Below are 21,405 nucleotides of genomic sequence, written 5' to 3'. Positions count from 1 at the left end.
CATGCGCTTTGCCCGGGAAACCCGTTTCACACTTTTCCTGGAATTGCTCTAAGAGCGGTTTCTGTCCCGGTCGCGGAACTCGCGCACCATGAGAGCCGCTTCCGTGCGGTTTCGCACATTGAGTTTGGACAGCACCCCGGTCATGTGGTGCTTGACCGTCTTCTCCTGCAGCTCCAGGCGCAAGGCAACCTCCTTGTTGCTGAGCCCCTCCGCCACCAGCCGCAGGATTTCCGTCTGCCGTTCAGTCAGTTGCCGCAACCGGTCCGCCACGCCGTTGGCAGGTTGCGGGGACTGGAGATCGGAAAGCAGCCGTGCCGACAGCGTCGGCGTAAGGTAGCCCTCGCCGGCAGCCACATTGCGCAGGATGTCGGCGAGCGCGCGCGATCCGACGCCCTTGAGGATATAGCCCTGCACGCCTGCGTTCAGCGCCGTGGTTACATCGGCATTGGTCTCCGAAACCGTCAGCATGACGATCTTCTGGGCAGGATGGTCGGCGAGGATGCTGACAACCGCGGACAGGCCGCCGCCCGGCATGGAGATGTCGAGCAGCAATATGTCAGGCTGCACCGTCGAGGCGATGCGTTCGGCATCCTGCGCTGTCGCGCCTTCGCCGACGATCTCGAAACCTCCGATCTCCGACAGGCTGCGCGTCACGCCTTCGCGAAACAGCGGATGATCGTCGACAATAGCGATGCGGATAGCGCCAATCATGCTTGCTCCTCGATCGAAAGACTGATCACCAATCGCGTGCCTTGCGCTCCGGTCAAGGTCTCGAACTGGCCGCCAATGCTTTCGACCCGCTCCCTGAGGCCGGCGAGCCCCAACCCGTCGACCCGCGCCGGATCAAAACCCGGCCCGCCGTCCGACACTTCGACAAAAAGCCTGCCATTCTTCATCCCGGCCCGCACCGTCTGATCCTTGGCCCGCCCGTGGCGATAGGCATTGTTCAGCCCTTCCTGCACGAAACGATAGATGCTGATCTTTTCGGAAGTGCCGAGCTCAGGCAAATGCCTGGGTAGCGTGAGCAGCACGGACGTTCCCGTCCGGTGCTGATGTTCGTCGACCGCCATCCGCAATATGTCCGTTGCCGCGGCAGTTTCGATCTGCGGCAAGACGAGACCGGTGCAGATACCGCGAATTTCGCGCATCGCATCCTCCAGCGTCTTGCGGATCATCGCGACCTCGGTCGCGCGGTTTTCGCCCCAATGGCCGTCGCCGGAGAATACCGGGCTGTCCATGCGCAGCGCCGCCAGGGCCACGAGTTGCGCCGGTCCGTCATGCAGGTCGGCACCGATCCGGCGCAAATATCGTTCGTTGAGCGCGGTGGCGCGGCGGGACGCCCTCTGCACACGCTGCCGCAAGGCGCTGTTTTGCGTCACCAGGCCTTGCAACTCCGACACCTGGCGGCGCAGCGCCCCGCGCTGATCGTCGATGGTGCGGCTGGCGCGCAGCACGATGCTCGACAGGAGCAGAAAAGCCGTCAGGGTGGTGCCGGCCACGATCAGCCAGCTCGACAGCAGGGCAGAGGCCAGCGTGGCCTTGAAATCAGTGGCGACCTCGAAGAATTCGGTGACGGCCACCACCTCGCCCGACCAGGGTTCGCGCACGGGATTGTAGATCTCCAGCAATGGCACGCCCGCGGCCTGCTCCTTGCTTTCGGTTTCGTCGAACGTGTCGAATTGGGCGGTGACGTTGCCCTGAAAGGCGGACCGCAGATCGTCGGTCAGATCAAAGCGGCGGCCGATCAAAGTTGCATCTTTCGCGTAGAGCACGGTGCCGTCCCGGCGCCAGAGCCTGAACGAGACCAGGCGCTTGCCGAGCGCGCCCTGGCCGAGCGTCTCGTCGAGCGCCTGCTTGACGGACTCGCTGAGCTCCTCGCTCTTGCGCAGGTCCGGCAGCAGCGGCGCGATCACGCTGTCGACATAGAGCGCCGTCGTGGCTGCCGAATTGCGGGTGACGCCGTCCCGGATCTGCGACGTCACCCAGGCACCCACCACCAGCATGACGGCCAGCAGGCCAAAGCCGCCGGCAACGAGGAATTGCAGGGCAAGCGAAAGCTCGCTCCAGCGCCGCGCCAAATTCTGCAGAATGCGAATCATGATCCCCTGACCGCCCTTCCATCGAACAGCTGGGCGACATCGCACATTGAGCCTCAGTCTTGCCGTTGCCAAGACCCTGTCGTTAGAACGAGGTCGCTTGACGTCTCGAGGCGCTTCGGAAACAAGGTCCGCGGCACATGCGGCGGCAGCCGCTTCGAGGGGGATGGGACGTTGAGTTTTTCGGGACTGCTGCAGCTTGGCTTTTCGACGGTGATCTTCCTTTTGGCGGCGACCGCCGCCAAGCAATGGGGACTGGCGCCGAGCCTCGGCAAGATCCTGTTGACGCTCGCGCTCTATTCGCTGGGCAATCTGATCATGCTGCGGCTGATCCGCGAATTCGGCATGTCGGTGTCGTTCAGCCTCTCGGCGGTCATCCAGCTGGTCTCGGTCAACGTCGTGGCGCTGGTGTTCTTCGGCGAGCGCGTCAACGCGCTGCAGGCCACCGGCATCGTGCTGGCGATCGCCGCAGTGGCGCTGATCACGCTTGGGCCCTATCTGCAGGGGCGTTGATCGAGATGAAGATTGCGACACCGGCCCGATGAAAGACACCGCAAGCACCCTGCTCAACCGCATCGAATTCCCGGTGCTGCTGGCCGGCCTGGTCATCGCCGGCGGCCTGTGGGGCTTCGTGGAGCTCATGGAGGTGGCGCGGGCAACCGCGTCGCACGCCTTCGACACCGAAATCCTGCTTGCCTTCCGCCAGGTTGGCCAACCGGCAATCCCGATCGGCCCATCGTGGCTGGAAGGCGCGATGCGCGACATCACCAGCCTCGGCAGCGCCAGCGTGCTGGTGCTGATCACGACGGCAACGATCCTCTTTTTGCTGTTGATCCGCCGGCCGGGGACGGCACTTCTCATCTTCGTCGCCGTGGCCGGCGGCCAGGTGCTGTCGAGCCTGCTGAAGGTCGGCGTCGACCGGCCGCGGCCCGAGCTCGTTTCGCATTTGGTCAGCGAGACGTCGCTTTCCTTCCCAAGCGGCCACGCCATGCTGTCGGCGGTGACCTATCTCACGCTTGGTTCGCTCGCGGCGCGCTTCCTGCATGGCAGGGCGACGAAGATCTACGTCTTGTCGCTGGCCGTGCTGACGACTGTGCTGGTCGGCGTCAGCCGCATCTATCTCGGCGTCCACTGGCCGTCGGATGTGCTGGCCGGCTGGTGCGCGGGCTTCGCCTGGGCGATGCTGTGCTGGCTGGTGGCGCGTGTGTTGCAGCGCCGCAAGGTGGTGAGCGACGATGCCGATGGCGCCTGACCGCACCCTCGGGCTTGCGCTCAGATCAAGCGGTTGATGAGGTGTCCACCACAGCCTGCCAGAGCCAGAACCATCGAAAGCAGGGATGCGGATGTCATCAAGGTCTTGAAAATATTCACCGCGTTACCCCCTGCCCAGATGGGCAGCACCCTAGCCTGCAATCCTCGGGAAGTATCGGAAAAAATGGACAATCAGGCGAAGGCGCTTACGCCTCAGACATTCATATTGATGCTTGAAACATCATGACAATGGTATTATACCTTATTCCTGCAGACTCAGACATGGGGTCCGGCCGATGATCACTGCCGCGCAGATGCGTGCCGCAAGGGCCTTGGCCGGCATCGACCAGAAGACGCTCGCCGAACGCGCAGGCGTTTCGCTTCCGACCATCCAGCGCATGGAAGCGAGCGATGGCGTGGTCCGGGGCGTGGTCGATACGCTGATGAAGGTCATCCAGGCGCTCGACGAGGCCGGGGTGGAGTTGATCGGCGAGAACCAGGCCAGCGAGCGCGGCGGCAGGGGCGTGCGCCTCAAACCCGCCGTGCCGCCAGATCCCAGGGCTGAGCCGGCATAAGTCGCGACGGCGACCGCCGACATTCCTGCCGACGATCCCGCCGCCTTCATGTGCGGAAGGCAGTCCATGGATCAGACACGGCAGGCAGTGCATCAATCGACCCAAAGGTCGGCCCACAAATCGACTCGTGGGTCGGCCCAAGGGTCGGCCCAAGGGTCGGCAAGCCCGACATTTGCCGAATTGTTCACGCCCAAACTGGTGACGGTCTGGCGCGAAGGTTACCACCTGCCGCAGTTCAAGGCCGACTTCATGGCCGGGCTGACCGTCGCCATCGTGGCGCTGCCGCTGTCGATGGCGATTGCGATCGCCTCCGGCGTGACGCCGGAGCGCGGCCTGTTCACAGCCATCGTCGGCGGCTTCATCATCTCGGCATTCGGCGGCAGCCGCTTCCAGATCGGCGGGCCGGCCGGCGCCTTCATCGTGCTGGTGGCGGCGACCGTCCAGCGCGAAGGTGTCGATGGATTGCTTCTGGCAACGATGATGGCCGGCGTGTTCCTGCTCGCCATCGGCTATCTCAGGCTTGGCACCTACATCAAATTCATCCCCTATCCGGTGACGGTCGGCTTCACCGCCGGCATTGCGATCATCATCTTCTCCGGCCAGATCGTCGAATTGTTCGGGCTTAAGCTTGCGGGGCCGGAGCCGGGGCCGCTGCTGCCGAAATTGATGGCGATCGGGCAGGCGGCCGGCACGGTAAACATCTCGGCGACGCTGGTGGCGGTGCTGACCATCGTCACCATTGTCGCGGTGAAGCGCTGGCGGCCGGGCTGGCCGGGCATGCTGATCGCCGTCGGACTTGCCTCGCTGGTGGTGGCGCTGCTGGCGTTGCCGGCTGAAACCATCGGCACGCGCTATGGCGGCATTCCCCGCAGCCTGCCGTTTCCGACGCTGCCGACGCTCAGCATGGGCAAGATCGTCGCGGTGCTGCCGGACGCCATTGCCTTTGCCCTGCTCGGCGCCATCGAATCGTTGCTGTCGGCCGTGGTTGCCGACGGCATGACCGGCCGGCGGCACCGTTCCAACTGCGAGCTGGTGGCGCAGGGTTTCGCCAACATCGCATCCGCTTTGTTCGGCGGCATCTGCGTCACCGGCACCATCGCCCGCACCGCCACCAATGTGCGGGCCGGCGCGCATGGGCCGGTCTCGGGCATGCTGCATTCACTGTTCCTGCTGGTCTTCATGCTGGTGGCCGCGCCGCTGGCCAGCTACATCCCGCTTGCCGCGCTTGCCGGCGTGCTGGCGGTGGTCTGCTGGAACATGTTCGAGAAACAGGCCTTCGCGACGCTGTTGCGCGCCTCGCGCGGCGACGCGCTGGTGCTGATGGCGACCTTCCTGATCGTCGTCTTCCGCGACCTGACCGAAGGCATCGTCGTCGGTTTCGCGCTGGGCTCGATCCTGTTCATCGACCGCATGGCCAAGTCGATCGCTGTCGAGGCGGATCTGGTGCAGGACGATGTCGCCGACAGCAGCGGTCGCGCCTATGATGCCAGCGAGGCGAGCGACGTCGACACCGTCGTCTACCGCATCTCGGGCGCCTTCTTCTTCGGCGCCGCTTCCACCGTCGGCGGCGTGCTCGACCGCATTGCCGACCAGCGTAAGAATTTCATCCTCGACTGCTCGGCGGTGCCTTTCTTCGATTCGACGGCCGCCAATGTCATCGAAAGCGCGGCCCACAAGGCCAGGCGCGCCGGTGTGCGCTTCATCATATCGGGTGCCTCTCCGCAGATACGGCGCACCCTGATCAACCACGGCGTCAAGCGGCCGCTGGTGACCTATGCCGCTTCGATCAGCGATGCGCGGGCGCAACTGACGGTTCCGCCGGCGGTTGATGCCACGCAATAGGCAGCCTGGCGGCTCAGAGGCCAGCGCCCCGTATTTCTTCAGCGTGCGCCTTCACGAGGTCGGCCATGCTGTCGAAGAGAAAATCCACCGTCGGTGCATCGCCGGGGTTCATCGTGGCGCCGAAGCCCTGATCCGCATGCCGGCGATAGATCCAGCACGATGTCAGGCTGAAGCGATTTGCGGGAGCGTGATCGTGAAACATGCTTTCCGCGGTGTGTAGGACCTCTCGCTTTTCTACCCCGATTGTACCGAGCTTTTCGAGCATATAGTCGAAGTTCCGGTCGGAGGGCTTGTAGGAGCCGATATCTTCCGCCGTATAGATCGCGTCGAAATCAACGCCGAGCTTCTTGTTGCTGAACGAGAAACTTTCGTTGTCGACGTTGGAGAGGATGATCAGCTTGTAGTGCTTTTTGAGGTACTGCAAGGCTTCCGCGGAGTCGGCGAAAGCCGGCCAATCCCTCACGCTTTCCCCATACGCCACGCATTCCTCTCGAGTGGCGACGACACCCCACTCCTCCGCAAGTCGCTTGTAAACGATCGGCAGGAGGTCGCGGTAGCGTTTCCCCGGCGTCCATTTCTGTTGACTGGATTCGTGCCGGGCGTGCGCCTCGAGGATCTCGTTCCGGCTCAAGCTGCGGGCAGCCCTTTCTGTCAGCGGCTTCAGGCCGGCGATCATGCCCGACTCCCAATCGATCAGGGTGCCGTAGCAGTCGAAGGTCAGGGCTTTGAATTCTGTGAGTTTCATGAAACTACCTCCTTTGAAGTCCATGGGTGAAGCGACACTGACGCGGATCGCCATCAATCATCAGGTCGATTTCGCCTCGGCGACTAGCCGACATGATGCTGACTGAACTGAAAGTCCTTCGACGCTGCGCTGCCCGACGAGATGAACCAGACGCCGGACAGCGTCACCGCAAGGCCAGCCAGCATCGCCTTCGAAAGCGGCTCGCCGAACATCGACCAGCCCCAGAGCATCGTCACGGGTGGGCTGAGATAGATCACGCTGCTGACCTGTGAGGCCGTGTAGAGGCGCAGGCTTGCGTAGTACGTGCCGTAGCAGAAGAAGGTCGAAAACAGCACCAGCCAGGCGATGCCGAATCCGAACCTGGCATCGAGGGGCGGCATCAGGCCGCCATTCCATCCGGCGCAAGCGGCGAAAAGGACTGCTGCCGTCAGGCATTGAATGCACAGGCTCTGATGAATGGGCATATTGATCGTCCCCATCCGCTTCTGCACCACCGTTGCCAGCGCCAGAACCATCATGGAAGCGACTGTCAACAGATATGCCCAGGCCGGGGCCGTCCCGAGGCTCAGGCTGTCCAGCGAGACGATGAGAACGCCGGTCACTCCGAGAGCCGTTCCGATCCATTGTCTCCCGGTCAATCGATGTCCCAGAACCGGCTGCGACAAGGCCGCGATTGCGAGCGGGACAAGATCGGAAATCAGCGCGACAAGCCCGGTCGGCACGCGCTGGCCGATAGCAAGCGCGAATCCGCCGAGATAGAGGAACATCGTCGCCACGCCGAAGACCATCTGCTGGACAAGGGCACGGGCGCTTATGCGCGGTCCGATCAGGAGAGCAAATGGCAGGAGGATCAGCCCGGACATCAAGGTCCGCCAGAACAGCACCAGCATGACATCGGCATTCTCGCTGGCGTAGCGGATGCCGACGAAGCCGGAACTCCAGCTTACGACCAGCGCCGTCGCCATTGTTGGCCACACGAGGCGATGGATCTTGGTTTGCGGGAGCGTCATGAAATCTCTCTGTTCAAGCCGGCCCGTGACCCCGAAGCGGAGCATGGCCGACGTGGCTCAGACCATTGAAGGCTCCAGCGCGTGTTTGCACATGACAAATTTCGATACGATCATGAAGCAGTCAGAAAAATCGCCATACTGGCTTGCCTGAAACGCATCGGAGGATCAGAAATTGGCGCGTCTCTTTGGTTTCGAGCGAAGATTGTCATGACCGGACTGATGAGCCGCCGCTTGGATGTCGACGCCTTGCGCGCACTGGTCGCGATCGAGAAGCACGGCGGCGTCACGCGCGCGGCCGAGATTCTCGGCCTGTCGCAGTCGGCCGTCAGCCACAAGATCAAGAGACTCGAAACGAGTCTCGACTGCGAAATCCTCACCCGGAAAGCAAACGCGCCGATGTTCACCACGGCCGGACGGGACCTGCTTGGCTATGCGCGGCGCATTCTGGGCATCCATGACGAGGCGGTCCTGAGCCTGTCGAAAAGCTCTTTGCAAGGCAAGATCGCGCTGGGAATGACCGAGGATACCACCTGCACGGACCTTTCGCGCATTCTTGGCCGGTTTCGCCGGCTCTACCCGGAGGTGAGCGTCCGCACGCAGGTGCGCATGAGCCTCGTCTTGCAGGAGCAGCTCAGCCAGGGAGCCCTTGACGCCGCCATCATCCAGGTATTCCAGCACGAGGTCCGCCCCGCCGACATCCTCCTGTTCCGCGAGACGCTGCATTGGGTGAAATCTCGCGACCTGGTTCTGTCGAACGGGAAGCCGGTCCCATTTCTTTCCTTCGATGAGAATTGCTTTTACCGGCGCTGGGGCATCGACGTCGGGCAGGACGAGGATACGGTGTTGGAGACCGTGTTCGAATGCTCCAGCGCGGCCGGGATCATTGCAGGCGTGACCGCGGGGCTCGGCGTGGCACTCCTGAGTCAGCGGTACCTGCAGCCCGACATGGAGATTGTCGACAACACATTCCCCAAGCCGCCAGACCTGGCCTATGTCATCAGGCGCGCGCGCACCCCCAGGAACCCCGCGCTCGAGACTCTGGTCAGGGAGATCGAGGCTGAGGTAAAGCGTTACGGGACGCTGCAAATTGCCGTCTAGAGCTTAAGCGCGGCGCGCTGCGAAAGCTGGCTGGTCTGCTATTTCTGAAGCGATCTCGGACCGCTGACGAACGGGCTTCCCCTGACATAGAACCGCAGCAGCCGGTCCGCATCCTTGGTAATGCCGATCCTGATGCCCTGCCCGATCTCGCCGGCCTTTTGGCCGTCCTTCGCCAGCCATAGCGGCCCTTTCCGGCAGAGGTCGAGCCCGTCGAGCGACCGATCGATACGCAGCGCCGCGGCCAGCCTGCCCGGTCCGCGCGCCAGGTCGCGCAAGCGCTCGACGCCGCGATTCTGACGCATGATGGCGATGCCCTCGAGTGGCTCGAGCGCCCGGATCAGCACGCCCGTTCCGATTCCTTCCGCCTCGCTCGAGACATTCAGCATCATGGAGACGCCATAGGCGAGATAGACATAGGCGTGGCCGCGCTCGAGGAACAGCGAACGGTTGCGCGGGGTCATCCCCCTGAAGCCATGCCCGGCGGCGTCGCCGACGACATAGGCCTCCGTCTCGACGATGCGGCCGCTGACCATGCCCTCCGGCAAATCGCGCACCACCAGCTTGCCGATGAGGAAGCGGGCTAACGCAGCCGTATCATCAGGCAGTCCCGAACGAGCGATCGGCGGATGATCTTCCCCATGGCTCACGGCATGCGCTCGACCCATTGCGCACGCGACGGTCCCGGCTCGAACGGGTCGCTGAAATACTGGGTCTCGCGCGCCACCTTGCCGTCGAGGAACTCCATGATGCTGACTGTATAGGAGGGCCGCCCGTCATAGGTCAGGACATATTCGGTGACCCAGAGACCATCCGTGCCGGTGATCCGCCGCACGGCAAAACGCTTGCGGTTGGGCTGCGCGGCGCGGGAGGCCTGGATGTTGCGCCGCCCGTGGATGCGCTCGCCCGATTGCGGATAGTCAAGCACCGCATCCTCCCGATAGATCTCATGCTCTGCCTCGAAATCACCGGCATCCGAGGCGGCCCAGTGACGATCCAGAGCCACGGGGATGTCCCGGTCTTCCATGGCAATGTCTTCCATCGCAATCCTCCTTGACCGTCACCGTGGGATGGACCGTCGTAGCACGGTCCATCCCACGGCTGTTAGCCAGAGATCGCGCGGATCGACCCTGAGGCGCCGGCTCTCAGTCCAGCTTCAGCGCCGCGATTTCGCCCTCGTTCATCAGCGGCACATAGAGGATCGACTTGCCGTCGGTGCCGATGTCGGCGCTGCCCGGCTTGAAATGCGCCACCGCTTCCGGTGCGCCACCGGCCTTGTATCGGTAAAGCGTGCCGGTCATGTAGGCGGTGGCGTAGATGGTGTCGCCAATGGCGACGACGCCATCGAGGTCGGCGAATTTCTGCGCGCCGGGCAGCGGCGAAATCGCCTTGCTTGCGAGGTCGATGGCGAGCAGCCCGCCTGGCTCCGCCGTGCTGAAGTCGGGCTTGATGCCCTTGCCCCAGGAGGCGACGATCAGCCTGTCGCCATCGGCGAAGACGCCGTTGGGCGAAGCCAGCAGCGCATCCCTGACGAACAGCTCCGGCCGGTCGCCGTCGATGCGGTAGATCGTGTCGGCCAGCATGTCGCTGACATAGACCTTGCCTGTCTGGTCCGAGGTCATGTCGTTGAGGAAGACGGCATTCGGCACCACGATGCTGGCGATCAGCTTGCCGCTGGCGAGATCGACGACGCGGACCTTGGTGATGTCGGCGACATAGAGTTTGCCGCCGGATATCGCCATGCCCTTGGGCGCGTCCATGCCGTCGGTCCAGTGCTGGGTGATCGTCTTGCCGTCGAGGGAGAGCACCGAGAGATAGCCGTTGCCGTCCGCAGCGCCGGGATTGCCGACGATGTTGGAGACGATGATGCGGTTGTTGGTGGCGTCGAACAGCGCCGATTCCGGCTGTTCGAGGCCCGTGGCGCGCCAGAGCTCGCCGGCCCGGGCCACGGGTGCGGCGGTAATTCCGATGGCGGCGGCAAAGGCTGAGAGGATGAGGCGGTTCATGGCTGTTCTCCTGTGATGACAGGCAAGAGCTAGGATTTTCGATACTTTTCCGGAAGCCAGATTACCGCTAGTATCAAATATCGATACGAAACTGCCGGCAAGAGGTGCATGCCATGAACGGTCTGATCTTCGAGGCGCTGAAGCGGACGCTGAAGGCCAAGGGCGTCACCTATCGCGAGCTTGCCGAACGCATGGGCGTTTCCGAGCCGACGGTGAAGCGCATCTTCCACGAGCGCAACTGCAAGCTCGACCGGCTGGTGGAGATCTGCACGGCCGCCGGCGTGGAGCTGGAGAACGTACTCGGCTCGATGAACCGCGGGCCGGGTCCGGTCAACCACATCGCGCCCGAGATCGAACAGAGGCTGGCCGGCCGGCCGGCGCTGCTGTTCATCTTCGTCATGCTGTCGGAAAAGTTCACGCCCGAAGGCATCATGCGCTCGCAAGGCCTGAGCGAGGCCTCGATGTTCCTCTATCTGCGCGACCTCGAGGAGCTCGGCCTGATCGCGCTCGGCCGGGGTCTTTCGGCAAGATTGCTGGTCGAGACGCCGATCCAGTGGAATTTCGAAGGGCCGCTGAGGCCGCTGTTCGAGATGACCAACAAGAATTTCATCGGCTGGGCCATCACCCATATCGACAAGGAGGCGACCTTCGTCAGCTTCTCCAGGCGGATGCGGCCGGAGACGGCGGAGATGGTACGGCGCGAGGCCGAGGAGTTGGCCGAGCGCGCCAAGCTGCTCGCCCATCACGACCAGCATACGACGCCCGAGGACGGGCTCACCGGCTACAAATTCACGTTTGCCTTCGGCGCGACGCCGTTCCCCGCGATCATGCCGATCGGCCCGCACCCGCGCGATGCCGGGGCAAGGCCCGACGATCGGGTCGCCAAGACACGTCGCCCCATGCCGGCCTAGCATCTGCTATTCGGCGGCCCTCGTCTCCGCGCCCGCAGCCTTGTCGTCCCAGACCATCTGCCGGTAGTCGAAACCATATTCCAGCGTCGGCTTGACGATGCGGAAAAACGGCGACAGGTCGAAGTCGCGAGGCGTGTAGAGCGAGTGGTGGCGAATGTGCAGGATTTCCTTGCGCATGTAGGTCGACTGCGCCGAAGCGCGGCCCGGCGCACGGGTGATCTCGGGCAGGATCGGGTAGTGGATCTGGCCATAGGCCTCGGCGATGAGCGAGGAGCAGATGGCCCGCGTCGGATCGCCGGAGCCGAAGGCCAGCATGCGGCGCCGCCAGCGCACCGGCACCGGCGGTGTCGGGAAGAAGTAGCGCAACATGTCGAAAATGTTCTTGAGGTCGTATCTCAGGCCAAGCTTGCCGATCATGAAGGCGACGACGTGATCGCGGTCCTCCGGTGTCAGCCCGCTCGCCCGGCAGATGCGGGTGTTGTAGGTGCGATAGCGCGACAGGGGTACCGCCACGCAGCCTTCGCCGAGCGTCACCTCGATCAGCCGCCGCCGCTCGGTTCCGTCCTCCGGTTCGGCCAGCGCGTCGCCGACATAGAACGCCGCATGCGACCAGGTTGACTGGGTGAGGTATTTGATCGCCGCCGAAATCTTCTGGTTGCCCTCGACCAGCAGGATGTCGCCCGGCTCCAGCGTGCGGCGCAGCGTCTCGGCGTCGGATGGGGTATAGGGCTCATAGCCGGAGGATTCTTGCTGCAGCCGGCCGGCCAGCCAGCGGCCAAGTCGATCCAGAAGCGTGTCGCCGGGCTCGGTCATGGTAGAGCGTGACTAGCACGGGCCGGCGGGGGAGTGCCAGCGCGCCGGCGTTTGGTCAGCCGGCGGAAGCGTTCGTCTCGTCATGCGGCGCCGGGCTGGCCAGGTCGTCGCGCGCCTTGCGGGCCAGCTTGCGTGTCGAGCGCTTGGGGCTGTCGCCGAACAGCTCGGCCGCCTCGGCAAGGCAGGATTTCCTCAGGCTCTTCTCCGAGCGCTTCAACAGCTTGCCGAGAAGCTTTGTGTCCTCGTGCGGCCCCAGCGGCTCGTCGTCCGCCTCGAGCAGCGCGCGCATGACAAACAGGTCATGCAGTTCGCCGAGCCGCTCGCCCAGTTCATCCACCGCCTTGCGCCGCGCCTTGATCGGCGTCGGCCACAGCCTTCCTAGCAGGGACAGGTGCATGCCATGCGTCTTGGCGGCCTTGCGCAAATCATGGAAATCATTGGCTTCGCCACGCGCGCCGGCCTTGTCGAGCGCCTTTTTGGCGCGGCGCAGAGTGACGCGTGCGCCCTCGGCCAGCACGTCGGCCGCCTGTTCCGGCTGGTCGGGCAAGGCGAGGCTTTCGATTCGCTTCATGCCGTCTTCGCAGGCAGCGGTCGCCGCGCCGATCGCGGCTTCGAGGCCGGCGCCTTCATGCAAATCGTGCTGACGGGCGACCAGCCTGTCGCGCACGGCGTCGAGCCCGCCATCGGCGCTCTCCTTGGGAAAAGCTGCGGCCAGCCGGTCGAGAGTCTCGATCAGCGCCGTCGCCTCGCGGGGGGCGGCAAGCAGCGCCGCCACGTTGCGATAGCATTGATTCTCTGTCGTGCAGAATGTTTCGTTACCGGAATGAACCAGCCGCAGCAAGGCACGCGCGCTCTTCAGCCGCTTGCGGCATTTATGCAGCCCCTGTTCCGGCCGGCTGCGCGCCGCATCCAGATGCTGGAGCGCCTTGCCGATTTCCGCGGCAAGGATGCGCCTGACCTCGCCGCTCAGCGGCAGGCGCGGGTCGATGCGAGAGCTCATGCGGCGATCTCCGGTATCCCCCCGAGGGCGAGCGACGCGTTATAGAATTTCTGCTCGCCGGTCACTTCACGGCCGAGCCAGTCAGGCAGCATTTCGTCCGGCACATCTTCCGGAGTTTCGAGTTCGGCCACCACAAGTCCCGCCAGTGCACCGCCAAAGACATCGACTTCATAGAGATAGCCGCGATGCCTAACATGGTGACGTGTCTTCTCGATGACACGTCCGATGGCGAAGTCCAGCATCTCCAGGGCATCGGCAAGCGGGATCGGATATTCGAACTCGTCGCGCTCGCGAGCGCCGCTGCCGAATTTGAGAGTCAGCTTGGCGGAAGCGCCGTCGCTGATGCGGATGCGGACGGTTCGCCCGGGCGCCGTGGCGAGATAGAACTGTCGGATGCGGATGTCCGCCTCGGCCAGCTCCCGCCATGCGGTGCTGGAGACCAGGAACTTGCGCTCGACTTCCTTGCCCATGGCCGCGCACTAAAGCGTTTGGCGCGGGCGGTGGCAAGACAGCTCCGAACACAAGTTGACTTTAATCAATCGATTGATTAAAGCCCTGTCATGATCAAATTGCCCGACGCCAAAAATTCCCGCCGCGAGACATCACCGGAGCCGACCCGTGCAGCACTCGTGCAGGCGGCGCTGAAACTGTTCGGCCGGCAGGGTTTCGACGGCACTTCGACCCGTGAGATCGCGGGCGAGGCGCAGGCCAATATCGGCTCGATTGCCTATCATTTCGGCGGCAAGGAGGGCCTCCGCGCCGCCGTCGCCGACTATATCGTCGAAACCGTCCAGGCTGTTGCCGGCCGGGCACTGGCCGCCGGCCAGGCGCCAGCCAGTGGCCAGGCCGCGCCGGCGGGCGATCCCGAGGCGGCGCGCGCGCAGCTTTTCGCCGCAATAGAGGGGATCGTCGGTTTCGTCGTGGCGCAGCCGCACGCCGGCGAGATCGTGCAATTCTTGCTGCGCGAACTGCAGCATCCCACCGCTGCGCTCGACCGCATCTATGACGGCGTGTTCGAGCCCACGCATCGCCGGCTATGTTATCTCTGGGAGCAGGCGACCGGCGAGCCGGCTGAAAGCGAGCGGACCCGGCTCACCGTGTTCACGCTGATCGGCCAGGTCGTCTATTTCCGCATCGGCCGCGAGGCGGTGAAGCGCCGCATGGGCTGGCACGACATCGGCGCCGCCGAGGCCGCCAAGGTCGTGGCGGTCACGACGGACAATCTCAGCGCCATACTGGCCGCCCGAATGGGATCAAAACCCAAAATGGGATCAAAACCCCCAATTGGATCAAAACAATGAGTTTCCTTTGCTCCTTGCCGCTTGCCGCCAAGCTCCTCAGTGCCTGTGCACCCGCCGCTCCACTCGCCGTCGGCTATGTCGAGGGTGATTATGTGCTGCTGGCGCCGATCGAGGTGGCGCAGGTCGAGACCGTCGCCGTCAAGCGCGGCGATCGCGTCACGCCCGGTGCGACGGTGGTGACGCTGGAAAGCGCCGACGCCAGGATCGCGGTGGCGCAGGCCGAGGCAAGCCTCGCCCAGGCGCAGGCGCAGCTCGCCGATCTGCAGGTCGGCAAGCGGCCGGAAGAGATCGCCGCACTCAAGGCGCAGGTCGACATGGCCAAGGCGCAGGCCGACGATGCAAAGCGCAAATACGACCGCGCCGCCGATCTGTTCAAGCGCGGCACCGGCACCCAGGCCGATTACGACACCGCCTCGGCGACGCTGGAGACCGCCAACGCCCAGGTCGGCCAGGCGCAGGCCAATCTCGCCGTCGGCGGCCTGCCGGCGCGGCCCGAGACGATCAAGGCCGCCGACAACCAGGTCAAGCAGGCGCAGGCAGCCCTGCAGCAGGCTCAGTGGCGGCTGTCCAAGCGCACGCTCGCCGCACCTTCGCCCGGCCGCGTCAACGACGTCATCCGCAATCCCGGCGACACCGCCGGCCCGACCGCGCCGGTCATCTCGATGCTGCCTGACGGTGCGGTCAAGCTCAGCGTCTACATACCGGAAGCCGCCTTCGCCTCGGTCAGGATCGGCAGCCTGCTCAGCGTCCATTGCGACGGCTGCGGCCCCGATGTGAAGGCGCGCGTCAGCTATGTCTCGCCCGATCCCGAATTCACCCCGCCGGTGATCTATTCGCTCGAGAACCGGCAGAAGCTGGTCTATCTGGTCGAGGCGCGGCCGGAGGGCGACGCCGGCCCGCTGCAGCCCGGCCAGATCGTCGACGTCGATCTTGCGGGAACGGCAAAATGAACGCCATCGACGTTCACGGCCTGGTCAAGCGGTTCGGCGACAAGACCGTCGTCGACCATGTGACGATGTCGGTCGCCGAAGGCGAGATCGTCGGCTTCCTCGGCCCCAACGGTTCAGGCAAGACCACCACCATCCGCATCATGTGCGGCCTGCTGACGCCCGACGAAGGCGAAGGCACGGTGCTCGGTTTCAACATCCGCACGGAGTCGCTCAGGATCAAGCGCGAAGTCGGCTACATGACGCAGAAATTCTCCTTCTACGAAGATCTGACCATTGGCGAGAACCTCGAATTCGTGGCGCGGCTCTACCGGCTGAAACCGGTCGAGGAGTATGTCGCCAGGACATTGGAGGAACTCGGGCTGACCACGCGCCGCAGCCAGCTGGCCGGCACGCTCTCCGGCGGTTGGAAGCAGCGACTGGCGCTCGCCGCCTGCATCATGCACAAGCCGAAATTGCTGCTGCTCGACGAGCCGACGGCAGGCGTCGACCCGAAGGCGCGGCGCGAATTCTGGGACGAGATCCATCGCCTCGCCAGCGGCGGGCTCACCGTGCTGGTCTCGACCCATTACATGGACGAAGCCGAGCGCTGCCACCGCATCAGCTACATCTCCTATGGCAAGATGCTGGCCACCGGCACCGTTGAGGAGGTGGTGAAAAACGCCGGCCTGACGACGTTCGTGGTGCAGGGTCCACGGCTCGCCAAGGTGGCCGAAGAGCTGCATGGCCGCCCCGGCGTCGACCAGGTGGCGCCTTTCGGTGCCACGCTGCATGTCGTCGGTTCCGACAGGAAGAAGCTCGAGGCAGCCCTTGCCGATGTCGAGAAGGAGCATGAGGGCGTGACGGTCGCGCCGGGCGAAACCAGCCTGGAGGATGTCTTCATCCAGTTCATGTCGGGGTCGAAGGACAATATGGCATGAACAGCGTCTTCTCTTTCGCCCGGCTCGGTGCCCTGCTGATCAAGGAATTCATCCAGATGCGGCGCGACCGCATCACCTTCGCCATGATGCTCGGCGTGCCGCTGCTGCAGCTCATTCTATTCGGCTTTGCCATCAACAACGATCCGAAGGGCCTGCCGACGGCGCTGGTGGCGATGAGCAACGACCAGTATACGCGCGCCATGGTCTCGGCGCTGCAGGTGACGGGCTACTACCATTTCGACCATGTCACCGAAAGCGCCGAAGAGGCGGAGTTCCTGATGGCGCGCGGCGACGTTTCCTTCGTCGTCACCATCCCGGCCGACTTCGCCAGCCGAGTCGAGCGCGGCGACAATCCGCAGATCCTGATCGAGGCCGACGCGACCGATCCCTCGGCCGCGAGCGGCGCCATTTCCACGCTGAGCACGGTGGCGAGCCAGGCGCTGCTGCGCGCGCAAGGCATGCAGGCGGCGGCCGCCGAGAATGCCAGACAGCAGCTGCAGGTGGTGGTGCACCATCGCTACAATCCTGAAGGCATTTCGCAATACAACATCGTGCCCGGTCTGCTCGGCGTCATCCTGCAGATGACCATGGTGATGATGACGGCCATGGCGCTGACCCGCGAAACCGAGCGCGGCACGATGGAAAACCTGCTCGCCATGCCGTCCAGTCCGGCCGAGATCATGCTGGGCAAGGTGCTGCCCTTCCTTGTCGTCGGCGCGGTGCAGGTGGCGGTGGTGCTGGTGGCGGCGAAGCTTCTGTTCGATATCCCCTTCGTCGGCAGCCTGACGCTGCTGTTGTCGTCGGTGCTTGTCTTCGTGCTGTCGCTGGTGCTGCTCGGCTACACCATCTCGACTATGGCCCGCTCGCAGATGCAGGCCATGCAGCTCACCTTCTTTTTCTTCCTGCCGTCACTGCTCCTGTCCGGCTTCATGTTCCCCTATCGGGGCATGCCGGGCTGGGCCCAGGCGCTGGGCGAAATCTTCCCGCTGACGCATTTCCTGCGCATCACCCGATCGGTGATGCTGAAGGGCGCCGACTTCCATGCCATCGCCACCGAGGTCGGCTGGCTGGCCGTGTTCGTGCTGGTCTTCGCGGGCACCGCGCTGCTGCGGTTCAGGCGCACGCTGGACTGACCGGCGCTCGCAAGGAGGTCGCTGAAAAGGCTACGCTACGTGCAGGCCACTTGGGTTGGATGGCAGGCCGTCGGGCCGCGCCGATAGTGGGCACCCCGGAGAGTATAGGGCGTTCAGGCGGCTGCCATGATCCCGGCATAGGTGCCGAAATCGACATTGCCGCCGGACAGCACCACGGCGACGCATTTGCCGGACAGTTCGATCTCGCCTGACGATAGTGCCGCGAGCGCCACGCAGCCGCCCGGCTCGACCACCAGCTTGAGATAGGCCATGGCGTCGCGCATCGCCTGTGCGGTCGCTTTGTCGGAGACGGCAATGGCGCCGGCGAGGTTCTTGCGATTGATTTCGAAGGTGATGGCGCCCGGCTCGGCGGTCAGGATCGCGTCGCAGATCGAGCTGTAACCCGGTTCGTTCGAAACCCGGGCGCCGGCGGCGAGCGAGCGGCGCGTGTCGTCGAAATGCTCGGGCTCCACCGCCCAGACCGCGGTGCCCGGCGAGGCGTCCTTGACCGCGACTGAAATGCCGCTCGACAGCCCGCCGCCACCGCAGGGAATGACGACGGCGTCGAGGCTGACGCCGAGCGCTTTGGCCTGCCGCATGAGTTCAAGGCCGATCGTACCTTGCCCGGCAATGATGGCCGGATCGTCGAAGGGCGGCACCAGCACCATGCCCTTGTCGATATAGGGGCGAACCACGGTCATGCGGTCATCGCGGAAGCGGTCGAACGGCACCACTTCCGCCCCCATCCTGCGGACATTGCCGATCTTCATCGCCGGCGCGTCCGCCGGCATGGCGATGACCGCCTTGACGCCGAAGATGGCCGCCGAAGCGGCTACCCCTTGCGCATGATTGCCGGAGGAGAAGGCGACGACGCCACGGCTGCGCTCTTCCTCGCTCAGCGACGACAGCTTGTTGTAGGCGCCGCGGAACTTGAACGAGCCGGTGCGCTGCAACGTCTCCGGCTTGAACAGGATGCGCCCGCCGAAGCGCTTGTTCAGTTCGGCCGATTCGATCAATGGCGTTTCGACGATCAGGCCGGAGAGGCGGGCGGCGGCAGCATGGATGTCGGCGATGCCGGGAGAGGTGGTCATGGCGGATCCTGTGGCGATGTGATCCGGCCATGGTGCACGCAAACGGCCGCGCCATGCCAACGAAAAGATGTGACCGATACAAAGTTGGCGATGTGAGCTAGGTGCCAAGTGTGGCTAGCGTTACGGCCGGCCACCCCCCCTCTGTCCTGCCGGACAGACGGGGGTGCTGTCCCGCCGACGTCTGCGATGTTCTGTTTCCTGCAGTCGGAGCGCTCAGCCGGAGGCCCGCTGCCTGCGGCAGCTCCCCGGTTCGAACCCGTTGAAAGGTCCACCGGACCCTTTCAATTCGCCCGCGGCGAACCGGGTTCTCACCCCAGCAACGTCCGTTGCCTCTTCGTCCCACCCAGCTTGCGCCAATTGTTGAAGCGGTGGGTGGCGGCGGCGAACGAGATCTTCATCTGCTGGGCGACCGAATAGCGCGATTTGCCTTCGTCGAACATGCGGTAGCAGCACTCCACCCCTTCCTCGGTCAGCTTGCCGTCGGGGGCCTTGTTGTGCGGGTTGGCGGGGTCGAATTTCTCGATCTGCTGCTCGACCAGGCCCTTCAGGCGCTGCAGATCGGCCTCGATGCTGGCGATGAGATCGAGAACGGGTTTCGGGTCGAAATGCTGGGGGTGCGGCTTCGTCATACGCTCAAAATCCTCATTCTTGTCTTAGGTTCAGTTATATAGGTGAAGCTTTGCCAATAGATAAGGGTCGACGCCGCTCAAGCGCTTCAACAATTCTTGAACCCCGAGACTTCAGCGCGATTGACCCGGAGCACCGCAGACCCTAGTTTAGAACAATTCTAAACTAGGGTCCTTTCCTCATGCTTTCCCGTGTTTTCGGTTTCGGCCGCCGCCCCTTCGAATCGCTCTCCGAACAGGAAATCCTGGCGCTGGCCATTTCATCCGAGGAAGATGACGGGCGCATCTACCGCGCCTATGCCGACGGGCTGGCGGAAAACTTCCCGCAATCGGCGAAAGTGTTCGAGGAGATGGCCGAGGAAGAGGACGGCCATCGCGACTCGCTGATCGAGCTCTTCCGCAAGCGTTTCGGCGAGCGCATCCCGCTGATCCGGCGCGAACATGTGAAGGGCTACTATGAGCGCAAGCCCGACTGGCTGGTGAGGCCGCTCGGCATCGAGCATGTGCGCAGCCAGGCCGAGGCCATGGAGCGGCAGGCCTATCTGTTCTACGTCGAGGCGGCAAAGCGCACGACCGATGCCTCGACGCGAAAACTTCTCGGCGACCTGGCAATAGCCGAACAGGGCCACGAGACGCTCGCCCAGCGGCTGGAGCAGAAGCATGTGCCTGGCGAAGTGAAGGATGAAGAGGCCGCCGCCGAGCAGCGCCAGTTCATCCTGACTTATGTGCAGCCGGGCCTGGCAGGCCTGATGGACGGTTCGGTGTCGACGCTGGCGCCGATCTTCGCCGCTGCCTTTGCCACGCACGACACCTGGCAGACCTTCCTGGTCGGGCTTGCCGCGTCGATCGGCGCCGGTATCTCCATGGGTTTTACGGAAGTCGCTTCCGACGATGGCAAGCTCTCGGGTCGCGGCTCGCCGATAAAGCGCGGCATCACCACTGGCGTCATGACATCGGCCGGTGGTCTCGGCCACGCATTGCCCTATCTCATCCCGCATTTCTGGACGGCGACGGCGGTTGCCGCCGTCGTGGTGTTCTTCGAACTGTGGGCCATCGCCTTCGTCCAGAACCGCTACATGCAGACCCCGTTCCTGCGCGCCGCCTTCCAGGTGGTGCTGGGCGGCGCGCTGGTGTTCGCGGCCGGCGTGCTGATCGGGAATGCATAGTTCTTCCTTCCCCCCTTGTGGGGGAAGGTGGACCGGCGCGTAGCGCCGAGACGGATGAGGGGTGTTCCAGCGGAGTGAGACGTCGGCGTTCCCTGGAACACCCCTCATCCGACCTCGCTTCGCTCGGCCACCTTCTCCCGCAAGGGGAGAAGGAAGAAACGCGCCTCTCCACTACCCATTCACGGCCCGGCTGTCCGCCGGCGCCTCGTCCCTTTCGGTCAGCCCATAATCCCTGACCACATGCGCTATGCGCAATCGGTAGCCGGCAAAGATGCCGCCGCGGCCGGCCTGCTGCGCCTGCCTGTGCTCTTCGGTGTTGCGCCAGGCCTTCACCGCGTCCTCGTCGCGCCAGAACGACAGCGACAGGATGCGGTTCGGGTCGGCGAGGCTCTGAAAACGTTCGATCGAGATGAAGCCGTCAATGCCGTCGAGCAAGGGACGCAGATTGGCGGCGATGCCGAGATAGGCATCGCGTTTGCCCTCCGCAGGCTGCACCTCGAAGATGACGGCGATCACGGCAGCACCAGCTTGGCGTGCGGCCCGGAGACGTGTTTCAGGAACATGCGGTCCTCCTTGAGGATGAATCGTTCGCGCTTGGCGAACTCATAGTTTGCCTTGCCGGCGGGATCGGCGGCAAGCCGGGCGCGATAGGCTTCATAGGCCGCCAGGTTCTCGACGTTGTAGGCGGCGTAGGCCGTCGTCGCCGAGCCTTCATGCGGGGCATAGTAGCCGATCAGATCGGCCCCACAGCGCGGAATGGCCTGGCCCCAGTTGCGGGCGTATTCCTCGAAGGCGGCCTTGCCGAACGGGTCGATCTCATAGCGGATAAAGCAGGTGATGGTCACGGTCGTCTCCTTGGGTTCTGCATCGACGCTTC

Annotated in this window: 25 protein-coding genes; 11 read left to right on the top strand and 14 right to left on the bottom strand. The window is 64.2% G+C overall.

Features of this window, described 5'->3' with window-relative positions; genetic code table 11:
* Positions 1-48 precede the first annotated feature (48 nt).
* Both JG747_RS04025 and JG747_RS04020 read right to left on the bottom strand, forming a co-directional pair.
* Entirely contained in the window at positions 49-711 is a 663-nt protein-coding gene (locus JG747_RS04025) for a response regulator (RefSeq protein ID WP_202361202.1), read from the bottom strand.
* Positions 708-2,099, bottom strand: a complete 1,392-nt coding sequence (locus JG747_RS04020) for a sensor histidine kinase (RefSeq protein WP_027047576.1) — start codon at positions 2,097-2,099, stop codon at positions 708-710. The genes JG747_RS04025 and JG747_RS04020 overlap by 4 nt, the downstream gene beginning before the upstream one ends.
* A gap of 171 nt (positions 2,100-2,270) precedes the next feature.
* Between JG747_RS04020 and JG747_RS04015 the strand changes: the two genes are divergently transcribed.
* The 4 genes from JG747_RS04015 to JG747_RS04000 all read left to right on the top strand — a co-directional run bounded on the left by JG747_RS04015 (position 2,271) and on the right by JG747_RS04000 (position 5,764).
* Complete coding sequence (locus JG747_RS04015) at positions 2,271-2,609, top strand: hypothetical protein (RefSeq protein ID WP_019862242.1); 339 nt, start codon at positions 2,271-2,273, stop codon at positions 2,607-2,609.
* A 28-nt stretch (positions 2,610-2,637) separates the two neighbouring features.
* Positions 2,638-3,348, top strand: coding sequence for a phosphatase PAP2 family protein (locus JG747_RS04010; protein ID WP_202361201.1), 711 nt, complete (start codon positions 2,638-2,640; stop codon positions 3,346-3,348).
* 295 nt (positions 3,349-3,643) lie between these two features.
* Entirely contained in the window at positions 3,644-3,922 is a 279-nt protein-coding gene (locus JG747_RS04005) for a helix-turn-helix domain-containing protein (RefSeq protein WP_010912541.1), read from the top strand.
* A 66-nt stretch (positions 3,923-3,988) separates the two neighbouring features.
* The gene (locus JG747_RS04000) at positions 3,989-5,764 is read left to right on the top strand and encodes a SulP family inorganic anion transporter (RefSeq protein ID WP_083246499.1); all 1,776 of its coding nucleotides are present in this window, start codon (positions 3,989-3,991) and stop codon (positions 5,762-5,764) included.
* Between the two features lie 13 nt (positions 5,765-5,777).
* Here JG747_RS04000 and JG747_RS03995 read toward each other — a convergent pair whose 3' ends face one another.
* On the bottom strand, positions 5,778-6,509 hold the full coding sequence (locus JG747_RS03995) for a haloacid dehalogenase type II (protein WP_202361200.1): 732 nt from the start codon (positions 6,507-6,509) through the stop codon (positions 5,778-5,780).
* An 83-nt stretch (positions 6,510-6,592) separates the two neighbouring features.
* Positions 6,593-7,519 (bottom strand): DMT family transporter, encoded by a 927-nt coding sequence (locus tag JG747_RS03990; protein WP_202361199.1) that lies wholly within the window; start codon positions 7,517-7,519, stop codon positions 6,593-6,595.
* Between the two features lie 207 nt (positions 7,520-7,726).
* Here JG747_RS03990 and JG747_RS03985 point away from each other — a divergent pair, with 207 nt between their 5' ends.
* A complete protein-coding gene (locus JG747_RS03985) occupies positions 7,727-8,617 on the top strand; it encodes a LysR family transcriptional regulator (protein ID WP_019862247.1) in 891 nt (296 codons plus the stop codon).
* 38 nt (positions 8,618-8,655) lie between these two features.
* Here the strand turns inward: JG747_RS03985 and JG747_RS03980 are convergent, their stop codons facing one another.
* From JG747_RS03980 to JG747_RS03970, 3 genes are all read right to left on the bottom strand, one after another.
* Positions 8,656-9,282 carry a DNA-3-methyladenine glycosylase gene (locus JG747_RS03980; protein WP_202361198.1) on the bottom strand — a complete coding sequence of 209 codons (627 nt, stop codon included), beginning with the start codon at positions 9,280-9,282 and terminating at the stop codon, positions 8,656-8,658.
* Positions 9,261-9,641 (bottom strand): nuclear transport factor 2 family protein, encoded by a 381-nt coding sequence (locus tag JG747_RS03975; RefSeq protein WP_064982325.1) that lies wholly within the window; start codon positions 9,639-9,641, stop codon positions 9,261-9,263. The genes JG747_RS03980 and JG747_RS03975 overlap by 22 nt, the downstream gene beginning before the upstream one ends.
* Positions 9,642-9,759: 118 nt before the next feature.
* Positions 9,760-10,620 carry an SMP-30/gluconolactonase/LRE family protein gene (locus JG747_RS03970; protein WP_202361197.1) on the bottom strand — a complete coding sequence of 287 codons (861 nt, stop codon included), beginning with the start codon at positions 10,618-10,620 and terminating at the stop codon, positions 9,760-9,762.
* A 113-nt stretch (positions 10,621-10,733) separates the two neighbouring features.
* Between JG747_RS03970 and JG747_RS03965 the strand changes: the two genes are divergently transcribed.
* Positions 10,734-11,531 (top strand): helix-turn-helix domain-containing protein, encoded by a 798-nt coding sequence (locus tag JG747_RS03965; protein WP_202361196.1) that lies wholly within the window; start codon positions 10,734-10,736, stop codon positions 11,529-11,531.
* 6 nt (positions 11,532-11,537) lie between these two features.
* Here JG747_RS03965 and JG747_RS03960 read toward each other — a convergent pair whose 3' ends face one another.
* From JG747_RS03960 to JG747_RS03950, 3 genes are read right to left on the bottom strand one after another with little or no spacing between them, the layout of a single operon-like run.
* A complete protein-coding gene (locus JG747_RS03960) occupies positions 11,538-12,344 on the bottom strand; it encodes a hypothetical protein (RefSeq protein ID WP_019862251.1) in 807 nt (268 codons plus the stop codon).
* Positions 12,345-12,399: 55 nt separating this feature from the next.
* A complete protein-coding gene (locus tag JG747_RS03955; RefSeq protein WP_202361195.1) occupies positions 12,400-13,344 on the bottom strand; it encodes a CHAD domain-containing protein in 945 nt (314 codons plus the stop codon).
* Complete coding sequence (locus JG747_RS03950; protein WP_019862253.1) at positions 13,341-13,814, bottom strand: CYTH domain-containing protein; 474 nt, start codon at positions 13,812-13,814, stop codon at positions 13,341-13,343. The genes JG747_RS03955 and JG747_RS03950 overlap by 4 nt, the downstream gene beginning before the upstream one ends.
* Before the next feature lie 90 nt (positions 13,815-13,904).
* On the opposite strand from JG747_RS03950, the gene JG747_RS03945 reads away from it, so the two are divergent.
* Genes JG747_RS03945 through JG747_RS03930 form a run of 4 tightly spaced genes read left to right on the top strand, consistent with a single transcriptional unit; the run spans position 13,905 to position 17,645 of the window.
* Entirely contained in the window at positions 13,905-14,645 is a 741-nt protein-coding gene (locus JG747_RS03945) for a CerR family C-terminal domain-containing protein (protein ID WP_064982301.1), read from the top strand.
* Positions 14,642-15,595, top strand: coding sequence for an HlyD family secretion protein (locus JG747_RS03940; protein ID WP_064982303.1), 954 nt, complete (start codon positions 14,642-14,644; stop codon positions 15,593-15,595). The genes JG747_RS03945 and JG747_RS03940 overlap by 4 nt, the downstream gene beginning before the upstream one ends.
* Complete coding sequence (locus tag JG747_RS03935; RefSeq protein ID WP_202361194.1) at positions 15,592-16,512, top strand: ABC transporter ATP-binding protein; 921 nt, start codon at positions 15,592-15,594, stop codon at positions 16,510-16,512. Before JG747_RS03940 ends, JG747_RS03935 begins: the two co-directional genes overlap by 4 nt.
* Entirely contained in the window at positions 16,509-17,645 is a 1,137-nt protein-coding gene (locus JG747_RS03930) for an ABC transporter permease (protein WP_010912557.1), read from the top strand. The genes JG747_RS03935 and JG747_RS03930 overlap by 4 nt, the downstream gene beginning before the upstream one ends.
* A gap of 113 nt (positions 17,646-17,758) precedes the next feature.
* Here the strand turns inward: JG747_RS03930 and JG747_RS03925 are convergent, their stop codons facing one another.
* Complete coding sequence (locus JG747_RS03925; RefSeq protein WP_202361193.1) at positions 17,759-18,736, bottom strand: threonine/serine dehydratase; 978 nt, start codon at positions 18,734-18,736, stop codon at positions 17,759-17,761.
* A 308-nt stretch (positions 18,737-19,044) separates the two neighbouring features.
* Positions 19,045-19,365, bottom strand: a complete 321-nt coding sequence (locus JG747_RS03920; protein WP_019862259.1) for a hypothetical protein — start codon at positions 19,363-19,365, stop codon at positions 19,045-19,047.
* Between the two features lie 179 nt (positions 19,366-19,544).
* On the opposite strand from JG747_RS03920, the gene mbfA reads away from it, so the two are divergent.
* The gene (gene mbfA, locus JG747_RS03915; protein ID WP_019862260.1) at positions 19,545-20,528 is read left to right on the top strand and encodes an iron exporter MbfA; all 984 of its coding nucleotides are present in this window, start codon (positions 19,545-19,547) and stop codon (positions 20,526-20,528) included.
* 171 nt (positions 20,529-20,699) lie between these two features.
* Here mbfA and JG747_RS03910 read toward each other — a convergent pair whose 3' ends face one another.
* Together JG747_RS03910 and JG747_RS03905 are read right to left on the bottom strand one after the other, a co-directional pair.
* Complete coding sequence (locus JG747_RS03910; protein WP_064985388.1) at positions 20,700-21,044, bottom strand: antibiotic biosynthesis monooxygenase family protein; 345 nt, start codon at positions 21,042-21,044, stop codon at positions 20,700-20,702.
* The gene (locus JG747_RS03905; RefSeq protein ID WP_202361192.1) at positions 21,041-21,373 is read right to left on the bottom strand and encodes an NIPSNAP family protein; all 333 of its coding nucleotides are present in this window, start codon (positions 21,371-21,373) and stop codon (positions 21,041-21,043) included. The genes JG747_RS03910 and JG747_RS03905 overlap by 4 nt, the downstream gene beginning before the upstream one ends.
* Positions 21,374-21,405 lie beyond the last annotated feature (32 nt).

This window comes from Mesorhizobium sp. 131-3-5, assembly GCF_016756575.1.
GTDB lineage: Bacteria > Pseudomonadota > Alphaproteobacteria > Rhizobiales > Rhizobiaceae > Mesorhizobium > Mesorhizobium jarvisii.
Note: the sequence above shows the minus strand (reverse complement) of the source record. Positions and strands in the feature narration are given on the sequence as shown.